At 58.9% G+C, this 19704-nt stretch carries 15 protein-coding genes; 10 read left to right on the forward strand and 5 right to left on the reverse strand.

Annotation, left to right across the window (positions count from 1 at the left end; all coding sequences use genetic code 11):
• Positions 1 to 41: 41 nt before the first annotated feature.
• Complete coding sequence (locus H6650_00665) at positions 42 to 1940, reverse strand: TIGR03960 family B12-binding radical SAM protein (GenBank protein MCB8950501.1); 1899 nt, start codon at positions 1938 to 1940, stop codon at positions 42 to 44.
• Positions 1941 to 2327: 387 nt separating this feature from the next.
• On the opposite strand from H6650_00665, the gene H6650_00670 reads away from it, so the two are divergent.
• The 9 genes from H6650_00670 to H6650_00710 all read left to right on the forward strand — a co-directional run bounded on the left by H6650_00670 (position 2328) and on the right by H6650_00710 (position 13448).
• On the forward strand, positions 2328 to 4211 hold the full coding sequence (locus H6650_00670) for a serine/threonine-protein kinase (protein MCB8950502.1): 1884 nt from the start codon (positions 2328 to 2330) through the stop codon (positions 4209 to 4211).
• Positions 4212 to 4275: 64 nt separating this feature from the next.
• Complete coding sequence (locus H6650_00675; protein ID MCB8950503.1) at positions 4276 to 5265, forward strand: serine/threonine-protein phosphatase; 990 nt, start codon at positions 4276 to 4278, stop codon at positions 5263 to 5265.
• A gap of 77 nt (positions 5266 to 5342) precedes the next feature.
• Positions 5343 to 5762: a VOC family protein gene (locus H6650_00680; protein MCB8950504.1), complete on the forward strand. Its 420-nt coding sequence runs from the start codon at positions 5343 to 5345 to the stop codon at positions 5760 to 5762.
• 149 nt (positions 5763 to 5911) lie between these two features.
• Positions 5912 to 7156, forward strand: coding sequence for a VWA domain-containing protein (locus tag H6650_00685; protein ID MCB8950505.1), 1245 nt, complete (start codon positions 5912 to 5914; stop codon positions 7154 to 7156).
• A complete protein-coding gene (locus tag H6650_00690; protein MCB8950506.1) occupies positions 7143 to 7652 on the forward strand; it encodes an FHA domain-containing protein in 510 nt (169 codons plus the stop codon). Before H6650_00685 ends, H6650_00690 begins: the two co-directional genes overlap by 14 nt.
• A 90-nt stretch (positions 7653 to 7742) precedes the next feature.
• The gene (locus H6650_00695; protein MCB8950507.1) at positions 7743 to 7985 is read left to right on the forward strand and encodes a hypothetical protein; all 243 of its coding nucleotides are present in this window, start codon (positions 7743 to 7745) and stop codon (positions 7983 to 7985) included.
• Positions 7986 to 7987: 2 nt separating this feature from the next.
• Positions 7988 to 8734 (forward strand): response regulator transcription factor, encoded by a 747-nt coding sequence (locus tag H6650_00700; protein MCB8950508.1) that lies wholly within the window; start codon positions 7988 to 7990, stop codon positions 8732 to 8734.
• A 314-nt stretch (positions 8735 to 9048) separates the two neighbouring features.
• The gene (locus tag H6650_00705) at positions 9049 to 11301 is read left to right on the forward strand and encodes a bifunctional (p)ppGpp synthetase/guanosine-3',5'-bis(diphosphate) 3'-pyrophosphohydrolase (protein ID MCB8950509.1); all 2253 of its coding nucleotides are present in this window, start codon (positions 9049 to 9051) and stop codon (positions 11299 to 11301) included.
• Positions 11302 to 11315: 14 nt separating this feature from the next.
• Positions 11316 to 13448: an RNA-binding transcriptional accessory protein gene (locus H6650_00710; GenBank protein MCB8950510.1), complete on the forward strand. Its 2133-nt coding sequence runs from the start codon at positions 11316 to 11318 to the stop codon at positions 13446 to 13448.
• Between the two features lie 70 nt (positions 13449 to 13518).
• Here the strand turns inward: H6650_00710 and H6650_00715 are convergent, their stop codons facing one another.
• From H6650_00715 to H6650_00725, 3 genes are all read right to left on the reverse strand, one after another.
• Complete coding sequence (locus H6650_00715; protein ID MCB8950511.1) at positions 13519 to 15324, reverse strand: flotillin family protein; 1806 nt, start codon at positions 15322 to 15324, stop codon at positions 13519 to 13521.
• 310 nt (positions 15325 to 15634) lie between these two features.
• A complete protein-coding gene (locus tag H6650_00720) occupies positions 15635 to 16315 on the reverse strand; it encodes a hypothetical protein (GenBank protein MCB8950512.1) in 681 nt (226 codons plus the stop codon).
• A 160-nt stretch (positions 16316 to 16475) separates the two neighbouring features.
• Positions 16476 to 17033 (reverse strand): TetR/AcrR family transcriptional regulator, encoded by a 558-nt coding sequence (locus H6650_00725; protein ID MCB8950513.1) that lies wholly within the window; start codon positions 17031 to 17033, stop codon positions 16476 to 16478.
• A gap of 113 nt (positions 17034 to 17146) precedes the next feature.
• Here H6650_00725 and H6650_00730 point away from each other — a divergent pair, with 113 nt between their 5' ends.
• Positions 17147 to 17893, forward strand: coding sequence for a CHRD domain-containing protein (locus H6650_00730; protein ID MCB8950514.1), 747 nt, complete (start codon positions 17147 to 17149; stop codon positions 17891 to 17893).
• Positions 17894 to 18105: 212 nt separating this feature from the next.
• Here the strand turns inward: H6650_00730 and H6650_00735 are convergent, their stop codons facing one another.
• Positions 18106 to 19692 carry a glycerol-3-phosphate dehydrogenase/oxidase gene (locus H6650_00735; GenBank protein ID MCB8950515.1) on the reverse strand — a complete coding sequence of 529 codons (1587 nt, stop codon included), beginning with the start codon at positions 19690 to 19692 and terminating at the stop codon, positions 18106 to 18108.
• Positions 19693 to 19704: the final 12 nt, after the last annotated feature.

Here is a 19704-nt window from a genome sequence, read left to right on the forward strand (position 1 = left end):
ACGCGGCGGTCCGGTAAAGAAGGAAAGAATGACTATTCTGCTTATGTTGAGTGTACGCGCAACCGGTGCGAGATTTTCGTCACGGGGGGACATTCCCACGCTTCCGGGGCTGTTTCGCGGCGCAAATCTTTCAGACGGGGCAAAATGCCGCAGGCAAAACATTGGTCGCGGCAGTCGATGCGCGTTTCTCCTTCGTGGCTCATCAGGTAATCCTGCGTCAGAAAGCGGCGCGTCACTGCCACGTCGATGTGTTCCCAGGGGAAAACCTCGTCAATGCGCCGTTTGCGGTGGGTGTAGAAGGCCCTATCCAGCCCTTCGGCGGCAAAAGCGGTTTCCCACGCTTCCCGATTGAAGCGGTCCATCCAGGCGTCGAAGACGGCGCCATTGCGCCATGCCCGTTCGACGGCTGCCGCCACGCGGCGGTCGCCCCGGCTGAGATACCCTTCAAACAGCGATTCTTGCGGGTCGTTCCAGCGCAGTCGCAGGCCGGTTTCACGCATTTCGCGCCGCAGCAGCGCGAGTTTGGCCTCAATTTGGTCCAGGGTGTCCATCGGCTCCCACTGGAAAGGGGTGTGGGGCTTGGGAATGAAAGTGCTGACACCTACGTTGAGGCTGGCTTTGCGCCCGTGGATTTTGCGCCCTTCGGCGAGGACGGCTTTGCAGAGGTCAACGATGGCCTGCACGTCTTCCAACGTTTCGTGCGGATGGCCGATCATGAAGTAGAGTTTGATGGTGCGCCAGTCGCGGCGGTAGATTTCGCGGGCCGTTTCCAGCAGTTCCTCGTGGGTGACGTATTTGTTGATGATGTTGCGCATACGTTCGGTGGCGGCTTCGGGGGCCAGGGTGAAGCCGCCGCGTTTGCTGTCGCCGAGGTTGTCCATCAACCGGGTGGAGACGGTTTCGATGCGCAGGGAGGGGAGGGAGATGTTTAGCCCCAGGTGGCCGAAGCGCTCGTTGATGCGTTCGGTGAGTTCAAGGACGTGGGTGTAGTCGCTGGAGGAGAGGGAGAGGAGGGCGACTTCTTCGTAACCGGTTTTTTCCAGGATGATTTCCATGGCGTCGAGGATTTCGTCTACGGGGCGTTCACGCACGGGTCGGGTGATCATGCCGGCATGACAAAAACGACACCCCCTGGTACAACCACGCATAATCTCAATGGGCGCCCGGTTGTGGACCGTTTCAATAAACGGCACAATAAAATCCGTCACCGGCGGCGGCATCACGGGCACAATCGTCTTCAGCACGCGCGGGGGCGCTTCGGGGACCGTGGGCGTGATGCGCGCAATCGTGCCATCTTCATGATAGGCCACATCGTAAAAACGGGGGACGTAGCAGCCTTCAATGCCGGCAATATGCCGCAATTGCGTCTCCCGATCCAGGTGGCGCGCCGCCCGCATCGTGGCGATCAGGCGCAAAATCGCTTCCTCCCCTTCGCCAATCACAAACACGTCAACAAACGGAGCCATCGGCTCCGGATTGTAGCAGGCGTGTCCGCCGGCAATCACCAATGGATACGACTCATCCCGCTCCGATGCACGCACGGGCATCCCCGCCAAATCCATCAGGTTTAGCGCATTCGTGAAAAGCTGCTCATACGGCAGGCTGATCGCCAGCATGTCGAATTCACGGATGGCGTGCTTTGTCTCCAGCGAGAACAACGGCAGATGCGTCTCGCGCATGATCGCTTCCATGTCCACCCAGGGCGAATAGACCCGCTCCGCCAGCAGGTTGCGGTGCTTGTTCACGATGTCGTACAGAATCATCAGCCCCAGGTTGGACATGCCCAGGTCATAAATGTCAGGAAAGGCCAGGGCGACTTTGTAGTCAACGTTCAGCCAATCCTTCACCACCTGGTTGTACTCGCCGCCCGTGTACCGCCCGGGCTTTACAACCCGTGGCAGGATGCGTTCCAGGGCAAGTTCGATCTGTTCTGGCGTCATAAGGACGTCTCCTATGAAAATAATCTTCCCGGAAGCTCATGCACGGATGATAGCCCTGGGGAGCAGCTTCCGGGAAGATGTTGTCATTGATGGTGGTGCGCCGCCGCGCATGAAGTCTCCTGGCCGGTGGCCGTGCGCGCTTGCCTGGATTATAGCGCAAGCAGGCGCGGACGCGAGCAGGCGAGACTTTCAGCCCATTGCTAGATTTGTTAGAAAATTTATAATAATTCAACCGTGACCAGTCATTTTCTCAAACAAGCCCTGCCAGGTTTTGCTTGTGGATAGGGTTGGTTCTTAAGGAAACCAGGCGGACCTACGTGATTAGTGACACTTTGCCGGCATAATATCATGGGTGGATTGACAACCAGGCAACTGAAGAGCAGGTTATTGGAGCGACGGACGCGACAGGGGCGTCACAGTCAGCTTAAACCCGGAGACGTACTGCAAGAACGCTACGAGATCATTGGCGTGCTCGGCGTGGGCGGATTTAGCTCCGTTTATAAGGCGCGAGACATGCGCTTCGCCAATGTCACCCGTCTTTGCGCCATCAAGGAGATGGTCAACCTGACCACGGACCCCCACCTGCGCGAAATCACCATCAAATCCTTTGAGCGCGAGGCAAGCATCCTGGCAACGTTGGAACATCCCGCCATCCCGGACGTATACGACTATTTTACGGAAGGGGAGCGCAGCTATCTGGTGTTGGAGTTCATCCGCGGTAAGGATTTAGACGCGATCCTGGCGGAATCGGAGCAACCGCTGGACCAGGATACCGTGCTGAAGTGGGCATGGCAGATTGGTGAAGTGCTGACCTACCTGCACGGGCACAAACCGCGGCCGGTCGTTTTCCGAGACTTGAAACCCTCCAACCTGATGTTGGATGTGCATGACCGCATCCACATAATTGATTTTAACATCGCCAAAGTGTTCCAGCAGGATGAAAAGCACACCATGATGGGCACGGAGGGGTATTCACCGCCGGAGCAGTATCGCGGTGAGTCCAGCCCGGCGGGAGACGTTTATGCGTTGGGGGCGACACTGCATCATTTGCTCACAAAGCAGGATCCGCGCATGGAGGTGCCGTTTTCGTTTAGCGAGCGGCCGATTCGGGCGCTCAACCTGACGGTGACGGAGCCGTTTGAGGCGATTATTATGCGCTGCCTTTCGTATAACGTGGAGGACCGGTTCGCGGATGCGATGGCGGTGCAGTCGGCTCTGGCGGGGTTGATGGAGCCGCGGACGAGGCCACAGGGCACGGCGGACAGCCTGGCGACGCCGGTGAAGCGGGTGGAGGGGGAGGAAATGCCGGCATCCGCCATCCGTCCCCTCTGGCAGTTCAAATGCGAAGACGAAATTCGCGGCACGCCTCTGGTAGCCGACAATCTCGTACTGGTGGGGGCCTATGACAACAACCTGTATGCCCTGTCGCTTGATGATGGCTCATTTGCCTGGAAGTTCCCCACCTCGGATGGCATTGCCGGCATGCCTGCCGCCTACCGCGACACGGTGTTCATTGGCTCCGCGGACAAAAATCTCTACTGCCTGCAACTCGCCAGCGGGCGCGTCCACTGGCAGTTTACCGCCAATGGTCCCATCTACTCCTCCCCCACCGCGCGGTTTGAACACGTCTTTTTTGGTTCCGACGACCATCACCTCTACGCCGTGAACGTGAGCAGCGGGCGCGCCGCCTGGAAATTCGATTCCCAGGGCGCGGTGCGCTCTTCCCCTCACGTCAGCGACGAGTACATCTACTACGGCACGGAAGCGGGGACGGTATACAGTCTGGACCTTGCCGGCAAAATCCGCTGGCAGTTTCAGGCCAAAAGAGCCGTCACTTCCACACCCTGTCTCGCCGAGGAAATGGTCTTTGTCGGTTCCCTCGACCACACCATCTACGCCCTGGATGCCAGCTCCGGCTGGCCTATCTGGCGCTTCCGCACTACCCGCCCTATTATCTCTTCTCCGGTCGTCCACGATGGCGTCCTCTACGTCGGCTCCGCCGATGGGCATCTCTACGCCATTGACATCTACTCCGGACGCAAGCTGTGGGCTTTCAAGACGGAAGGCCAGGTCGCATCTTCCCCGGCCATTTGGAATGATGCGGTCTATTTCGGCGCCACGGATGGTTGCGTTTACTGCTTGACCCTGAAAAAAGGCGCACTGCGCTGGCAGTTTGAAACAGGCGGCTACGTCATCTCTTCGCCGCGGATCGCTGCCGGCATTCTCTACATCGGCTCCACGGATCACCATCTCTATGCGCTGCCCGTTTGAACCGCCCATCCGGGCGTCGCGGCGGAAAGGCAGTATCGTGCGCAATATCATCAACAGGCTTTTCATGGGTAACAAAAAATATACAGAAGAAGACGCCGCTGGCGTCGATCCCTTGCCAACGCCCGGCGTCAGCGACGGCGCCGCGGACACCGTGCCCGCTGCCGCCGGGCCAATGCCGGCAGCAGATGAGCAAACCATTTCCGCGCCCCTGCCTGCCCTGCCAGAAGAACTCCCCGCCACCACCCCCCTGGCCGCGCCACCGCCGTCCCGCGCCCCCCGCATCCACGCCGTGCAACGCTGCCATGTCGGCGCGGTGCGACCCCGCAACGAAGACTCCGCCCTCACCTTCGTCGGCGAAACAGGCGGCCAATCTCCCTTGCTCCCTTTTTCCATGTACATCGTCGCCGATGGTATGGGCGGCCATTTCGCCGGACACGACGCCAGTCGCCGTGTCTCCCGCCTCGTGGCCGCGCACCTGATGCAACAAATCTATCTGCCCCTGTTGCGCGAAAAGGACGGCGTTAACCAGAAACCGGTGCAGGAAATCATGCTGGAAGCGGTGCAGGCGGCCAACCGGGAAATTCACAATCCCGACCCGTTCAAGGAAACGGGCACGACCCTGACGGCAGCCGTGATCCTGGGGCGGCGTCTCTACCTGGCGCACGTCGGCGACAGCCGCGCCTACTTGCTGCGCGACCGCGCATTGAAACTGCTGACGACGGATCATTCCTACGTCCAGCGGCTGCAAGATGCGGGGCAGTTGACGCCGGAAGAGGCGGCCACGCATCCGCAACGCAACGTGCTTTACCGGGCCGTTGGTCAGGGGGGGGAACTGGAAGTGGATGTGTCTACCTCGGCGCTGCCGGCATCTGGGCAGTTGTTGCTGTGCAGCGACGGCCTGTGGGGGCTTGTCGCCGAAGACGTCATCACGGACGTCCTGGAAGACGCGGCCCTTTCGCCAGACGCTAAAGTGGACCGACTCGTGGAATTGGCGCTGCGCGGTGGTGGGCACGACAACATTACGGCCATTCTCGTCTCTTTCTCGCTTGCCTGACCGGTTCGCCGTGTCGGCGGTTCTCGTGTGCCCCAGGTCGTGGGCAAAACGGTTACTATTTGTGGAGACAACGCACCATGCGCTACCAGTATACATTTACACGATTGTTGGTAGAGGACTTTAGGGCGTGCTACTTGTTTTATCGGGACGTTCTCGGTTTCCAGCCCTCATTTGGCACGGAAAACGACGGCTACGCGGATTTTGATACAGGAGGCGTGACGATTGCTTTGTTTGACCGGCGCGAGATGAGCGAAACGGTGGGTACATCTCACCTCCCACCCCAGGCAGCGGCGCAGGATGGGGTCTGCCTGGTGTTTGCGGTGGAGGATGTGGCGGCGGCATGCCGGCATTTACAAGCACACAACATCCCCCTCGTCACCCCCATGACGGATCACCCGGATTGGGGTATCCGCACCGCCCATTTCCGCGATCCCGATGGAAATCTGATAGAGATTAATTGTTCGCTGGAGATTGAACCAGGTTCGCACGCTCAATGACCATAGTAACCGTCCGAAACTAACTTCACACTTTTTACGGACGGTTACTGCCCCACTATCCATGATAGCCGCCATCATGGATAGCCGCTGTCCGCCCATTTCCGCTAACTTAATTGCGGACAGCCACGTACGCCCGCATTAAAAAGAAGATGCTAAATTTCACGATTCAAGCCAGCCGCGAGACACTCAGCGCCCAAGAGTCGGCCCAGCTCCTCTATCTTCTCATTGAGGTCAGTGCGCCCGAACATTATCGCCTCTCGCACCTGCCGCTCAATGTGGGCCTCGTCATCGATCGTTCCACCTCCATGCAGGGTGATCGGCTGGAGCGCGTCAAAGCCGCGGCAGCGCTGCTGGTGGAAAAGCTCTCCGCCGCCGACGTACTCTCCGTCGTTGCCTTCAGTGATCGGGCGGAAGTGGTACTGCCCGCCAGCCACGTGCGCAACAAAGCGCCCGTGCTATCACGCCTGCGCACCATTGTTGCCTTCGGTGGCACGGAGATTTACCAGGGTTTGAACGCCTGCGTCAAGGAAATGCGCAAGGCTGACCTCGACCATCACCTGAATCACATCATCCTCCTCACGGATGGTCAGACATACGGGGATGAAAACGCCTGCCTGCAATTAGCCCAGCAAGCCGCCGCCAGCCACATCGGCATCAGCGGCTTTGGCATCGGCTCCGAGTGGAACGACCAGTTTCTCGACCGCCTCGTTGCCCCCTCCGGCGGTCAATGTGCCTACATCGACACGCCCGATCAGATTGTCACCCTTTTGCAGCAGCGCATACAAAGCCTGGGCAAAGTGTACGCACACAACTTCCGGCTGAAAGCGGACCAGTTTCCCGCCGGCGTGCGAATACAATATGGCTTGAAATTCAAGCCATTTGCCCAACCGCTGCCCGACAACCCGCAGCAAGACCTCAATCTGGGATCTGTAGAAGCGCGTACGCCGCTGGTTTTTGTGCTTGAGTTGATGATCGAATCGCAAAGCGGACCAAGACTGGAGATCCCCCTCACATTTGTGGCCGACATCCCGGCGGAAATGGCCGTCAATCAACCGTTCCACCAGAAGTTGGCATTGCCCGTCGGTGGACAGAAAGCGGACGTATTTCCTCCGGACGCCGTCGTGGAAGCGGTGCGCGTGCTCAACCTGTATCGCCTGAATGAAACCGCCTGGCACGAGATTGAAGCCGGCCAGTTGCAAACGGCCGTCACGCGCATGCGGCGACTGACGACGCGGCTGCTGGAATCCGGTTTTACGCAGATGGCGACGCAGGCGCAGATAGAAACGGAGCGGCTGTCTACCATGGGCACGCTCTCTTTGGAAGGGCGCAAGCGGCTGAAGTTTGGCACGCGCGCCCTGCTCACGAAAACGTTGATGTTGAATGACGATGATTAAGTGTCAGGATTGTGGCGTGGCGCAACATACGGGTGCGCTGTTTTGCGGCGAGTGTGGCGCGTCGCTGTTCAATCCGGTGCAGCAGAGCACCGGGGTGCTTCCCTTTACCCAAGAACTGGGGCAACCACCGCCATCGCTGGCCGGACAGTCGCTGGAACCCTCAGCCCTGCCGATGACGATAACTTTTTTTATCCCCAGCAGTGGGCGGCGTGTGACGCTCTCCAATGTGTATGAGGTGGAGGTAGGGCGCAAAGATGAAGTCATGGGCATTACGCCGGGATTAGACCTGACGGTGGATGATGGGGCGCAGTCTGGCGTCTCGCGGCTGCACGCCAGGATTTTGCTGACGACGCAGGGAGCGGTGTTGTCGGATTTGAACAGCACCAATGGGACGTTGCTGAACAACTTCCGCCTGCGGGCGGAAGAGCCGTATCTGTTGCAGTCGGGGGATGAAGTGCGTTTTGGACATTTGCTGGCGCACGTTTTCATTAATTGACGGCTGTCTCTTTGGTGGTTGGCCGCTCTTTATCAGCCGGTCACGGTTTGGTTATTTGCCGGAAAATGCCGGCATTGATAGGATACCCTCATGAGTATTGCTGTACTCGTTCATATTGTAAACGAAGAACCCATTGCCGCGGACCTGGAAGAAATGCCCGACGTGCGCGCGCAGTACATTGCGCTGCGCAACCCCCGCCGCCGCGATGGCAAAGACTTGCATTACCTGGAAGAAGAGGTCGCCACTATGCTCATTCCCTGGCATCGGATCAATTTTGTGCAGGTAATGCCGGCAGCAGGCGCTGAAGAAATCATCGGCTTTGTCCGCGAATAATCATGGTTGAACAAATCCCCGAATCCCTGGAACCCACCGTTCCCCGCCTCATCCTCGTCGTTGACGACGAACGACGCATGATCCGCTTCATCCGCATGAACCTGGAACTGGAAGGCTACCAGGTCATCGAAGCCAGCAACGGCCTGGAAGCCCTGGAACAAACCCGCCAACACGTCCCCGACCTGATCATCATGGACGTGATGATGCCCGAACTAGATGGCTTTGAAACCCTCCGCCTCCTGCGCGAAATCTCCACCGTCCCCGTCATTCTCCTCACCGTCAAAGAAGACGAAGAAGACCGCATCCACGGTCTGGAACTCGGCGCCGACGATTACGTGACCAAGCCATTCAGCCCGCGCGAGCTGAACAGCCGCGTCAACGCCGTCCTGCGTCGCGCCAGTTGGCCCGCGCCGCCGCCGCGCACCGTCCTGCGCATAGACGACCGCCTCTCCGTGGACTTCAACCGGCACCAGGTCATCGTCGCCGGCGAACGTATTGACCTCCGCCCCACGGAATATCGCCTCCTCAGCCACCTGATCCAGAATGCGGGCTGGGTTGTCCCCCACGAAACGCTCCTGCAAAAAGTGTGGGGGTACGAATACCGCGATGAAACCCACTATCTGCGCCTGTACATCAACTACCTGCGCAAAAAAATCGAAGAAGACCCCGCCAACCCCGGCTATATCCTTACCGAACGCGGTACCGGCTACCGCTTCGTGGATTACAAGAAAGGATTACTCGCGGATTGATTCTCCCCAACAACCGACTATCCACAACCCCCAAATCCGCCCACAATTCACCACCCACTGATTTTAAACCCGGGTAGCCGCTCCCTCGCCCACGAAATTTCCACAAACACTTGTGCCGCAGCGCGTCATGGGTGTAAAATAGCCGTTCATGGAATAATCCGGCGCAAGTCGCAGACGTGTGACCTTTCTCGCACGTTGTCGGACGTATGTATCGCGCCTGAGCAAACGCACCAAAGCGGTGAGGCATTTTCATGCTACCTCATCTTGTACTTGACCACCCGCCCGAAAATGGCGCCGCAACGGAGAAGAGGCTTTTGACCATCCCCGCGGATGGCAAACAGTTCTTCGACCTCGTGGATTCCTATCTCAACCTCACCGACCGAGAAATCGTGCGACGCGGGTTTGCTTTGGCGCGCCAGGAGCATGGTGACGCCAAACGCAAATCGGGTGAACTTTTCTTTACCCACCCCCTCACCGTTGCCTACTACCTGGCCGACTTTCGCCTGGATGCTTCTGCTCTCGTCGCCGCTCTTCTGCACGACGTGGCCGAAGACACCCGTGTTAGCGTAGAAGAAATCGAAGCGGCGTTTGGTCCCGAAGTCAGTCGCCTCGTAGACGGCGTCACCAAATTGAAAGACGTGACCGCCGGCGTATTCCAGGGCGAAGCCGCCCGCGGCAGAGACCTCACCAACCAGCAGGTTCAGGAAGCCAGCCTGCATAAGCTGTTCGACCACACCACCGCCGACGTGCGCGTCGTGCTGATCAAAATCTTCGACCGCCTGCACAATATGCGCACCATTCGCGCCATGCCGCCACACAAACAGCGGCAAAAAGCGGAGGAGACCCTCGCCGTTTATGCGCCCATGGCCAATCGTCTGGGCATGTGGCATGTCAAAAACGAGCTGGAATCGCTCTCCTTGCAGGTGCTAGACAACAGCGCCCATGCCCAGATTGCCCGCCGTCTGGAGCATCTAGCACGCGCGCATCAGGCAATCTTCCCCGAAATCGTGGGGCAGATTATGGAACGCCTGGTGGAAAAGCAGATGCCTGTGTTGGATGTTGTCTACAGCCCGCGCCAGGTTTATTCCATTTATCGCGATCTGAAAGCGAATAGAGGCAGCTACGAGGATATTGACAACGCCCTGCGCCTTGTCGTTCTACTGGACAACGATCTCGACTGTTACACGGCTATGGGCTGCCTGCACCAGATGTGGCCTCCCGTGCCGCATCAGTTTGATGATTACGTGGCCGTGCCGCGCGAAAACCTCTACCGCTCCCTGCACACAACCGTTGTACACGAAAGCGGGCAGCACCTGAAAATCAGGCTGCGTACCATCGAAATGGACAAGACCTCGGAAATTGGCGTACTGGCCCGCTGGCTATACAAAGGCTCTCCGCTGTGGTCCGCCAGTTCGTCCCGCCGTGTGGATGCTTTCCTGGACAATATCAAGGAAAATATCAATCTGGAGCCGCACGATCTCGGTTTTGGCGTGCAGGGCGTGGTGGACAATGTGCTGCAAGACCAGATTCGCGTCTACACGCCGCAAGGGGAATTGAAAGAACTGAGCAAGGGAGCCACGCCCGTTGATTTTGCCTATGCCATTCACACGGAAGTGGGTAATCAGACCTATGCCGCCTACGTGGACGGAAAGCCGTTCCCCCTCAATCGCTCCCTGCCCAATGGCGCGCAGGTGCGGATTGAAATGAAGCGGGGGCAGGGGGCGCAGCGAATGTGGCTGGATGAGGATTTGGGTTACGTGACGACCAGCCGCGCCAAGGCACGCATCAGGCGCTCGTTCCGTCGTCTGCCGGCAACGGCCGTCATGGTCGAAGGAAAGCGGCTGCTCAACGAAGAGCTAAAGATGCTGGGCTTCCAAACAATGCCGCACGAACAGGCGGCTCAGTTGATGGGCCTGCCTACGCCAGAAACACTCTACCGAGACCTGGGGCGGGCGGAAATGCTGCCGACAGATCTAGCGACGCGCGTAGCGGAAGCGATGTGGGATGTATGGCCTTCCATGCGCGTGGGCAGTGAGGTCGTGAGAAGCAATGGCGATAGCTACCGCATTGCCCATGCGGATGGGCATGAGTTGCGCCTGTGCCGCGCCTGCCGCCCGGAGCCGGGGACGCGCATCATGGGGTATTTGCGTGTCGATGGGCGGGTGACAGTGCATCGTGTGAGTTGCGTCAAACTGCCGGGCGATCCGCGCGGCGCGCGCACGCTGAAGTTGAACTGGGCGGACGCTTCCGCCTGCGATGTGCGCGTGGTGGCGATGGAAGTTGATGCCCATGACCGCATGGGGCTGCTGAACGAAATCACTGACCTGATGCTGGCGGAACAGATCAACATTGAGTATTTTGCGATGCCCCACGAGGGGCGAATGCGGCATCTGGTTTTTGAAGTGGCGTTGAGCAGCCCGCGTCTGCTGGTGCGCATTTTGCACCAGGTGTTGGCGCTGGCAAACGTGACGGCGGTGCGCTGTCTGATTAACGAGAAGCCGTTATATGCGTATGGACCCAATGGGGAGGAGAATGGGGAGGAGGGCTTTCGCGCTGACGTGATCTGAGGTAAAACAGCGGCATGAATTTACAAACTGTCGCTGCCCAAACGAATGTCCGTTTATTTCAAGTAGAAGCGGCGGTGGGGTTGCTGGATGCCGGCAATACCCTCCCCTTCATCGCCCGTTATCGTAAAGAAGCCACCGGCGGCCTGGACGACGAACAACTGCGCCAGATCAGCCGCTTGCTGGACAGCCTGCGCGCCCTGGAAAAACGACGCCAGACCATCCTGGACAGCATCACCGCCCAGGGACAGATCACCCCCGAACTGGCGCGCCAGCTACACGCCGCCACCACCCTCACCGAACTGGAAGACCTCTACCAGCCGTACAAGCCGAAGCGACGCACGCGCGCGACCGTGGCCCGCGAGCAGGGCCTGCAGCCCCTCGCCGACCTTATCCTGGCGCAGCCCCGTTCGCAAGAGAGCCTGGACAGGCTGGCGGCTCCCTTTTTGAACGAAACGATCGCCACCGCGGATGAGGCTTGGGCGGGCGCGCGCGACATTGTGGCGGAGGCGATTGGCGATCACGCCGGCGTGCGCCAGCAGGCGCGGGAGAAGGCGCTGCGTTGGGGCAGTCTCGGCAGCAGTGTGTCACCTCAGGCCGCCGACGAGAAACAGGTTTTCCAGATTTATTATGACTTTCAGGTTTCGCTGAGCCGCCTGCGTCCGCATCAGGTGTTGGCGCTCAATCGTGGCGAGCGGGAAAAGGTGCTGCGCGTGCGCATTGATGTGCCGGAACGGGATTGGCGCGGCGCGCTTGATGCCCATTTTCGTCCACATCCCCGTTCTCCGCTGGCGGAGCAGCTTGCACTGGCCGCCGAGGATGCCGCGAAACGTTTGTTGTTGCCGGCAATTGAACGAGACATCCGCCGCACCCTCACCGAACAAGCCGAAGCCCACGCCATCCACGTCTTTGCCGTCAACCTGCGCAAATTGCTCATGCAACCTCCCCTGGCCGGGCAAACCGTCATGGGCATTGACCCCGGCTACCGCACCGGCTGCAAAGCGGCTATCGTGGACCCCACGGGCAAGGTGCTGGAGACGACCACCATCTATCCTCACCCGCCCCAGCGGCAGCAGGAGGTCGCCGCCAGAACGGTCGCCCATCTGGCACGCCGGCACGACGTCACCCTTTTTGCCATCGGCAATGGCACAGCTTCCCGCGAAACGGAGCAGTTGGTGGCGGATCTGATCCAGGGGGGACAGGTGGGGGAGGCGCAGTACCTGATGGTGAACGAGGCGGGAGCCAGCGTCTACAGCGCCAGCGAACTGGCGCGCGCAGAGCTGCCGGAAATGGACGTGAGTATGCGTGGGGCGGTGTCCATTGCCCGCCGCGTGCAAGACCCCCTGGCGGAATTGGTTAAGATTGAGCCACGCGCCATTGGCATTGGTCTCTATCAGCATGATGTGAATCAGAAGCAGTTGGCGGAGGCGCTGGATGGGGTGGTGGAGAGTGTGGTGAATCAGGTGGGGGTGGATGTGAACACGGCTTCTCCCGCGCTGCTGCGGTATGTTGCCGGCATTGGTCCGAAACTGGCGCAAAAGATTGTGATGCATCGGGATGAGCAGGGTCCTTTCGTCGGCCGGGAGGAACTGACCCAGGTATCCGGCCTGGGACCAAAGGCGTTTGAGCAGGCGGCGGGCTTTTTGCGCGTGCGCCAGGGGGATAATCCGCTGGATGCCAGCGCCATCCACCCGGAGAGTTATGCGTTGGCGGCGGGGGTGTTGGCGCGGGTGGGCTTGACGCCGACGGCGTCACTGGCGGAGCGGGAAGCGGCGCTGGCGGGATGGCAGGAGCGGTCTCAGGTTGGGGTGTTGGCGGAGGAGTTAAATGCCGGCATTCCCACCCTCACCGACATCCTGGAACAACTGATCCGCCCGGGCCGCGACCCCCGCGCCGACCTGCCCGCCCCCCTGCTGCGCCGCGACGTCCTCTCCCTGGAAGATTTGCGCCAGGGCATGCGGCTGCAAGGCACCGTGCGCAACGTCGTGGACTTTGGCGCATTCGTCGATATTGGCGTCAAACAAGATGGCCTGCTGCACCGCGGTCAGTGGCCGCGCCGCGAGCCACCCGGCGTCGGCGACATCATTGACGTCACCATCCTACAAGTGGAAATCGAACGCGGGCGCATCAGCCTCGGCTGGGCCGATTGACCCGGCAAGGAAACGGAAAGGCGCGGTGCACTTGCCAGAAATGCGCCGCGCCTGATCGTGATGGAGCCAACTAGCCCGCTTCGTGCCCGTTAGTTTCCGGGGCGAGCGACTTGCCCGCGGCCTGCTGCTGAATGAACATGCCCAACAAGGCATCCATCATCCCCGCGCCACCGCTGCCGCCACTGACGGCCACATCCGGCACAATCCGCACCTGGCGGTCGCCGACCACCTGCATCAGTTGCAACAAAGTGTACCCCTGCGCGCCCAGCGCCTGCACGCCGGCCTGGTATGCCTGCGCCCGCGCATTACCGATAGTGCGCACCGCTTCCGCTTCGCCCAGCGCCTGCAAGCGGGTGGCTTCTGCCTCACCCTGCGCCTGCTTGATGCGTGCCTGGCTTTGCAGATCGGCAATCGTCACGCCCTGCTCCGAACTCACCATGTCCCGCTGAATGTCGGCCATGGCCGTTTCCCGCACCAGCGACTGCCGCTGCGCCTGCGCCTCGCGCTGCACTTCATACGTCTTGCGCTGCTCCTCGGCGATCTTGCGGTCCGTCTGCGTCAACATCAACTCCGCCGGCGGCGTGATGTCGCCGATCAGGGTGTCAATGGCTTGCACATCATAGGCGCGGATCGCGTCCCGAATGTGCTTGGCCGCCTCTACCTGCCGCTGGCTGCGGGCGCTGAGGAAGTCCAGCACCGTGTACTCCTGCGCAGAGTTGCGGAAGTAGTTGCCCACAATGGGCTGCAAAACGTGATCGACCAGGTTCTGCACGGAACCCACGCGGGAGATGACCTTGGGCGCATCCGGCGCGCCAATGTGGATGATCTGGGCCACATCCAGGTTGAAGGCGAAGCCGTCCTTGGAGCGTACCGTAATCGGCGATAGCTTGGCGTCATAGGCGTGCGCCTCCGTGCGCGAGGCCCAGTTGAGGACGATGTTGGTGGTGGGGACCAGTTCCACACGCATGACGCGCGTGTTGAGCGGGTGCTTGCCCGGATAGAGGGGCGTGATCCAGACGCCCTTGTGCCCCGGATCGACCAGATTGCCATGCTTGAAGGATTCGCCGCTGACGTCCAGGTGTTCCTTGCCCACGAAGGAGATGACGATGCCCACGTGACCGATGGGGATTTCCGTCATGGGGGCCTGCTCTACTTGCACAAACCAGGGGTTCAAGTTCCAGGAGCCGGAGAGGAGTACCTGTTCCTGCAAGCCACGCCGCCCGCCTTTGTCGAGGAAGGCTTGCGCGTCCTGGAAGTTGTTGTGGTCGTAGATGATGGGGCCGGCGATCTCGCCTTCTTCGATGGGTTCGCCGTCCATGGTGGTGACGATGCCCACGCGGTCGGGATGCACTTCGTAGACGAGAAGCTGCCGCGGGTCCATACCGTAGGCTTCGGCGGTGGCGGCGGTGATGACGGTGAAGAGGGCTGTGTTGATGCGGTAGGTTCCGGCGGTGAGAAGGCCTAATTGTCGCCCTTTTTCGCCGCCGTTCTGCAAAAAGGCGCGGGCGTCCTGGAAGTTGCCACAGGGCACATTTTTGCCCAAAATGCGCTGCGGGGGAATGGCTGCGCCGTCGGCAGCGATGACCAGACCAATTTGCCCGGCGGGGACGATGATGACGGGCTGTTTGACGACGCGGAACATCCAGGGGAAGTAGCCGAAGTGCCAGCCAGGGGGGAGGGTGTTCGCCTGGTAGCCGGCTTCCCGATTCAGGGCGACGAGCTGGCCTGCCGGCAAACCACGGCCAAATTTACGAATGACGATGCCGACTTCGTCTTCTTTGACGACGACCAGACCGACGATCTGTTTCACGAAGACGAGCGCGGCGAGTAGGAGGACGAATAGAAAAGCGAGCCAGGGGAGCAGAGAGCTAAACATGGGTTTTCCTTGCCAAAGAGAGATGACGCGGCAAAGCGCGGCGCACCCGGGGATGGATGCCGTGCCGGCATTTCACGCCAACAAAGCAGCATACGACAAATTGCGAGTAAGGATGGGGGAACAGACAGCCAACCGGCTTATGGGGGGGAATAAATGGGGAACATGACCAACCACCTCCTGGCGCGACAACAACGATCACCGACTGCCGCCAATCAGTCATTTCAGGCGATCTGACCAGAAAATACGCGGAAATATTACAAAATTTCCGCTCTCGTGTCAATATATGGGGGGAGCGTGGTAGCGGGCGTCCCTATGTTGAGATGGTGTGTGGCTTGCTCTCTCTTACTTCCCACAAATCATCATGCTTATCTGAGAACCAAAGCTCGACGTACTTCAAACGCAGTTCGGTTGGTTCATCATTTCCGGTTACTGTTGAATACGAGTAGTGAATAACCGGTAGATTGAAGTCTGTTCTACAATGCCTAACCTGGTGATGTAACCTTGCCACATCTCCCATAGTGGTTGTGTTGGGGCAAATGCAGATGAACATACCTGTATACTTCAATTCAGCAAGCAACAATCTGGCAAAGTCATGATAGCGTGGCTGTACTTCGTTAAACTGGCGTATTTGGTGTCCATCACACGCGACGGATAAAGGGGGTCCAAAGAAAATGGCATCATCCTCAATGAAGTTACGCAACAGGCCTTTATCCAGGGCATCTCCACAATAACACGCAATCCCCTGTTTCCGATTTGCGGCCACAATACTTGCTTCGATGTCCAGTCCTCGATAAGTCTGCATATTCAGATATTTTGAGTACGCTTGAAACTGCCTTGTGCAATCACCACAGCAGATTTCCGCAATTGTATTTACGGAGGGAACCAATTCCCTCAATAGAGAAACCCTTTGAAGGATCGTCTGGGAATTTGTACGAGCGAAAGATTTTCTATTTAGATCAGGCGTTTGATACATCCCATTCAACTCACTCATGAGGCAGTATTTTATCTTGTTGAGTAACTGCTAGGCCAGATTGGACCAATTTCACCAGAGAAAATTGGTCCAATCTCCAGAGAGCGTTAGTAGTTCCGCGAAACGAAGAGTTCTACCCCGCTCGCATAGTTCACTTCAGTCTACCCGGAACGTTTTCTCGTTATGTGCTCAATTGCTTCATGGGGATGATCAATAACGCCTGAATGTAATCCGCCATCTCCTCTTTCGAGCAAATCATCCCCGATTCCAACCACCAGCGCATGAGGCTGATCATCGTCGAGGCGAAGTGATGCGCCATCAACTCATCTGGAATACGAGGGCAATGAAATGTTTGCCGACCATCTTCCAGGCCAATGGCTACCGCGGCACTCAGCAGATGATCGGACGCGGGGCTGTTCAGGAGCGTCATGAACAATTCCGCATGTGTTTCAATGTATGTTAAGACGGTCATCGTGTTTTGTTGTGTTGCTCTTTCATCGGATGGCGGCAGCAGCAACGACTGCACCCTACCGAGGATGTCGTCAACAAGCGACTGCAACAGCGCCTCTCTATTCTCATAATGGCGAAAAAACGTCTTGTACCCAACCTGTGCTTCACGAGTAATATCACGAATGGTGATCTCATGATAAGGTTGACTATTCGCCAGCGCGATCAGCGATTCTTGTAGAAGGCGGCGTGTTCGTTGTACGCGTAGATCATTTTCATTCATCACTTTCATTATACACTCTCTTGACCCCAAATGGTACTTATGATACATTGTGGGCTACAATTAAGACCCATCAAAGGTCTTAAGGAATCCCATAGGTCACAAAAATCAAGAGGAAAAGAAGGATGCGCCGTTTAAGAAACAGAACCGTTGTTATTGCTTTGTTGGTGGTTTTGCTCGTTCTGATGGGTTGTGACAACAATGACACGCCCGCGGTTTCAGATGGAGGGGGCAGCCACACGGCAAGCAGTAATGGGCATCGGCCTGAAATCGATATGCCCAGCCCCATCGAACTCGACCCAAGCAGAGGGCAAGAGATTGGTTCGGTATTTGAAGCCTTTCTCACGCCTCATCAAGAAGGAGGGGAGGAAGAGGATACCCCCGAAACGGTTCCCGACATCTTCAAATCGACTCAGCCATCCGTCCTCCGCGACGAGCGCCCATCCCGTGGTCACGGCGTTCTCTCTTTTACCAAAGACTTGAGCAGAGCATATGTTCACATCGCTATCGAAAATGTCAATCCCGAGGACATTGTGATGTTCCATATCCATTGCGGCAAGCCGGGACAGTTGGGGCCGATTCTCATCAATTTTGCCCTGGCGGGGAATATCAATGAGTATTGGGCTGACAATGTTCTGACTTTAGAATTGACCAATAAGGATATTGAGGCGGTTACGGAACATGCCACAGGTGTCGTGGGGGCGCTGACGGATGGATGCCCCATTGTTCCGACGCTGCCGACGGACAAGGTGAAGACGATTGCCGGCATGGAGATGATAGCGCGAGAAGGGGAGCTTTACTTTAACTTGCACACTGCCGCACAAACATTTTTTGGCGATATTCGGGGACAGTTGCAGCAAGTAGGGGATTAGGGCGTTGCAAACCTGGCTGCAAGCAAAATCGAGCATACCGTTTAGGCCGCATCCGTATTTTAGATTGGAAATGACGAATGCGCTGGAAGGGGTCTTGCTTGTCGGATAGTCCCAAGTTGATTTTGCACGAACCCTGCGGACTGGCGCTACAATTCATAGCGGTGTCTGACGGATATTGACTTTTACGCTGCGGCGCGCCGGGAGTTGCGTGGTCAGGTTGGCAGGTTGTACCGTTGCCGGCATAACTGGCGATAAGCGGCTTCTTCTTGTTCCCAGCGGTCGTCGTCCCAGCCAAGTTCCGGTTGGGCGATGGCCCGAATCTCGTGGAGGCAGTCGAGGCCACCGCGCGGCAGCAGCAGTCCCAGACGCACACGCCGCAGCAGCAGATCTTCCAGGTGGACGACGCCTTCGGCGCGGGCGGCCCAACGCAGTTCGGCCCAGAGGTTGATGCTGTCGGCGATGAAGGTGAGTTCATGGGGGGCGGCGGCGGCGAGTAATGCCGGCATATCCCGACCATATCGCCCCGCCAATCGCAACTTCATCCCCGGCTGCAAACCATCCGCCAACGACCCTGGATCGGCGGGTTCATCCAGCACGCGGTCCCGCTCCCGAAACGCCGGTTTGCCCGGCAGTTCCCGCCGCACCTGGTTCAGGGCATCATGCGCCATCACGCGGAAGGTGGTCAGCTTGCCGCCGGCCACGGTGAGCAACCCATCTTCGCGCCAGAGAACGTGTTCGCGGGATTCTTTGGAGGGGTCCGCTTTGCCGGTGTCGATGACGGGACGAATGCCGGCAAACGTACTCACGACATCCTCCTCCGCCAACGCCAATGCCGGGAACGCAGCCGTCAGCCCCGTAAACAAATAATCCATCTCCGCGCTGCTCATACCCGGATCGTGCAGATTGGGCGCATCGTGGTCCACGTCCGTCGTGCCAAACAACGTTACCCCTTCCCAGGGAATGGCAAACACGGGGCGCTGGTCCGTGGGATGAGCGAAACTGATCGCGCGCGTCAACGGAAACCGCCGCGCGGAGAAAACCAGGTGGCTGCCGCGCAGTTGGCGCAACCGTTCGTCGCCGCCAATTTGCCGCCGCAGTCCATCCGCCCAGGCCCCCGTGGCATTGATCACCACGTGGGCCTGCACTTCCGCGTCACGCCCGCCGCCCGCCGGCGACGCATCGCGCAACCTCACGCCACAAACCTGCCCATCCCGCCGCCGCGGCAGCCCCGTCACCGGCGCGTAGTTGAGGGCGACGCCCCCATCCGCCACGCCTTCACGAATAACGCGCAGCACCAGGCGCGCATCATCCGTTTGCGCGTCGAAATAGCGGAAGCCGCCCGCCAGATTCTCCGTGGTCAGATGAGGGGCCAGATGCAGAATGCCCTCGTTATCATACCGTTTGTGTCCCCATTTCAGCCCCAGCAGGTCATAGATAGCCAACCCTGCGCCAAACATCCACGGCGGCACTTTGTCACCGTGGAAGTGGACGTAGAGGAAGCCCAAAGGCTGCACCAGACCCCGTCCTTCCTCCAGCAGCCGTTCTCGCTCCCCCACGGATTCCACCGTGACCCTGAGCTGCGCGTTTTTCAGGTAGCGCAGGCCACCATGCACCAGTTTGGAAGAGCGGCTGGAGGTGCCGCAGGCAAAGTCCCGCGCCTCCACCAGCAGCACGCGCAGTCCCGCGCGCGCCGCCTCGCGGAAAATACCCGCGCCCGTAATCCCGCCACCGATGACGACCACATCCCACGGATGCGCTAATTGCGCCCAAACTGTGTCACGCCAATCCCCGCTCCACATAATCTTTTCCCT

This window comes from Ardenticatenales bacterium (assembly GCA_020634515.1).
Lineage (GTDB): Bacteria > Chloroflexota > Anaerolineae > Promineifilales > Promineifilaceae > JAGVTM01.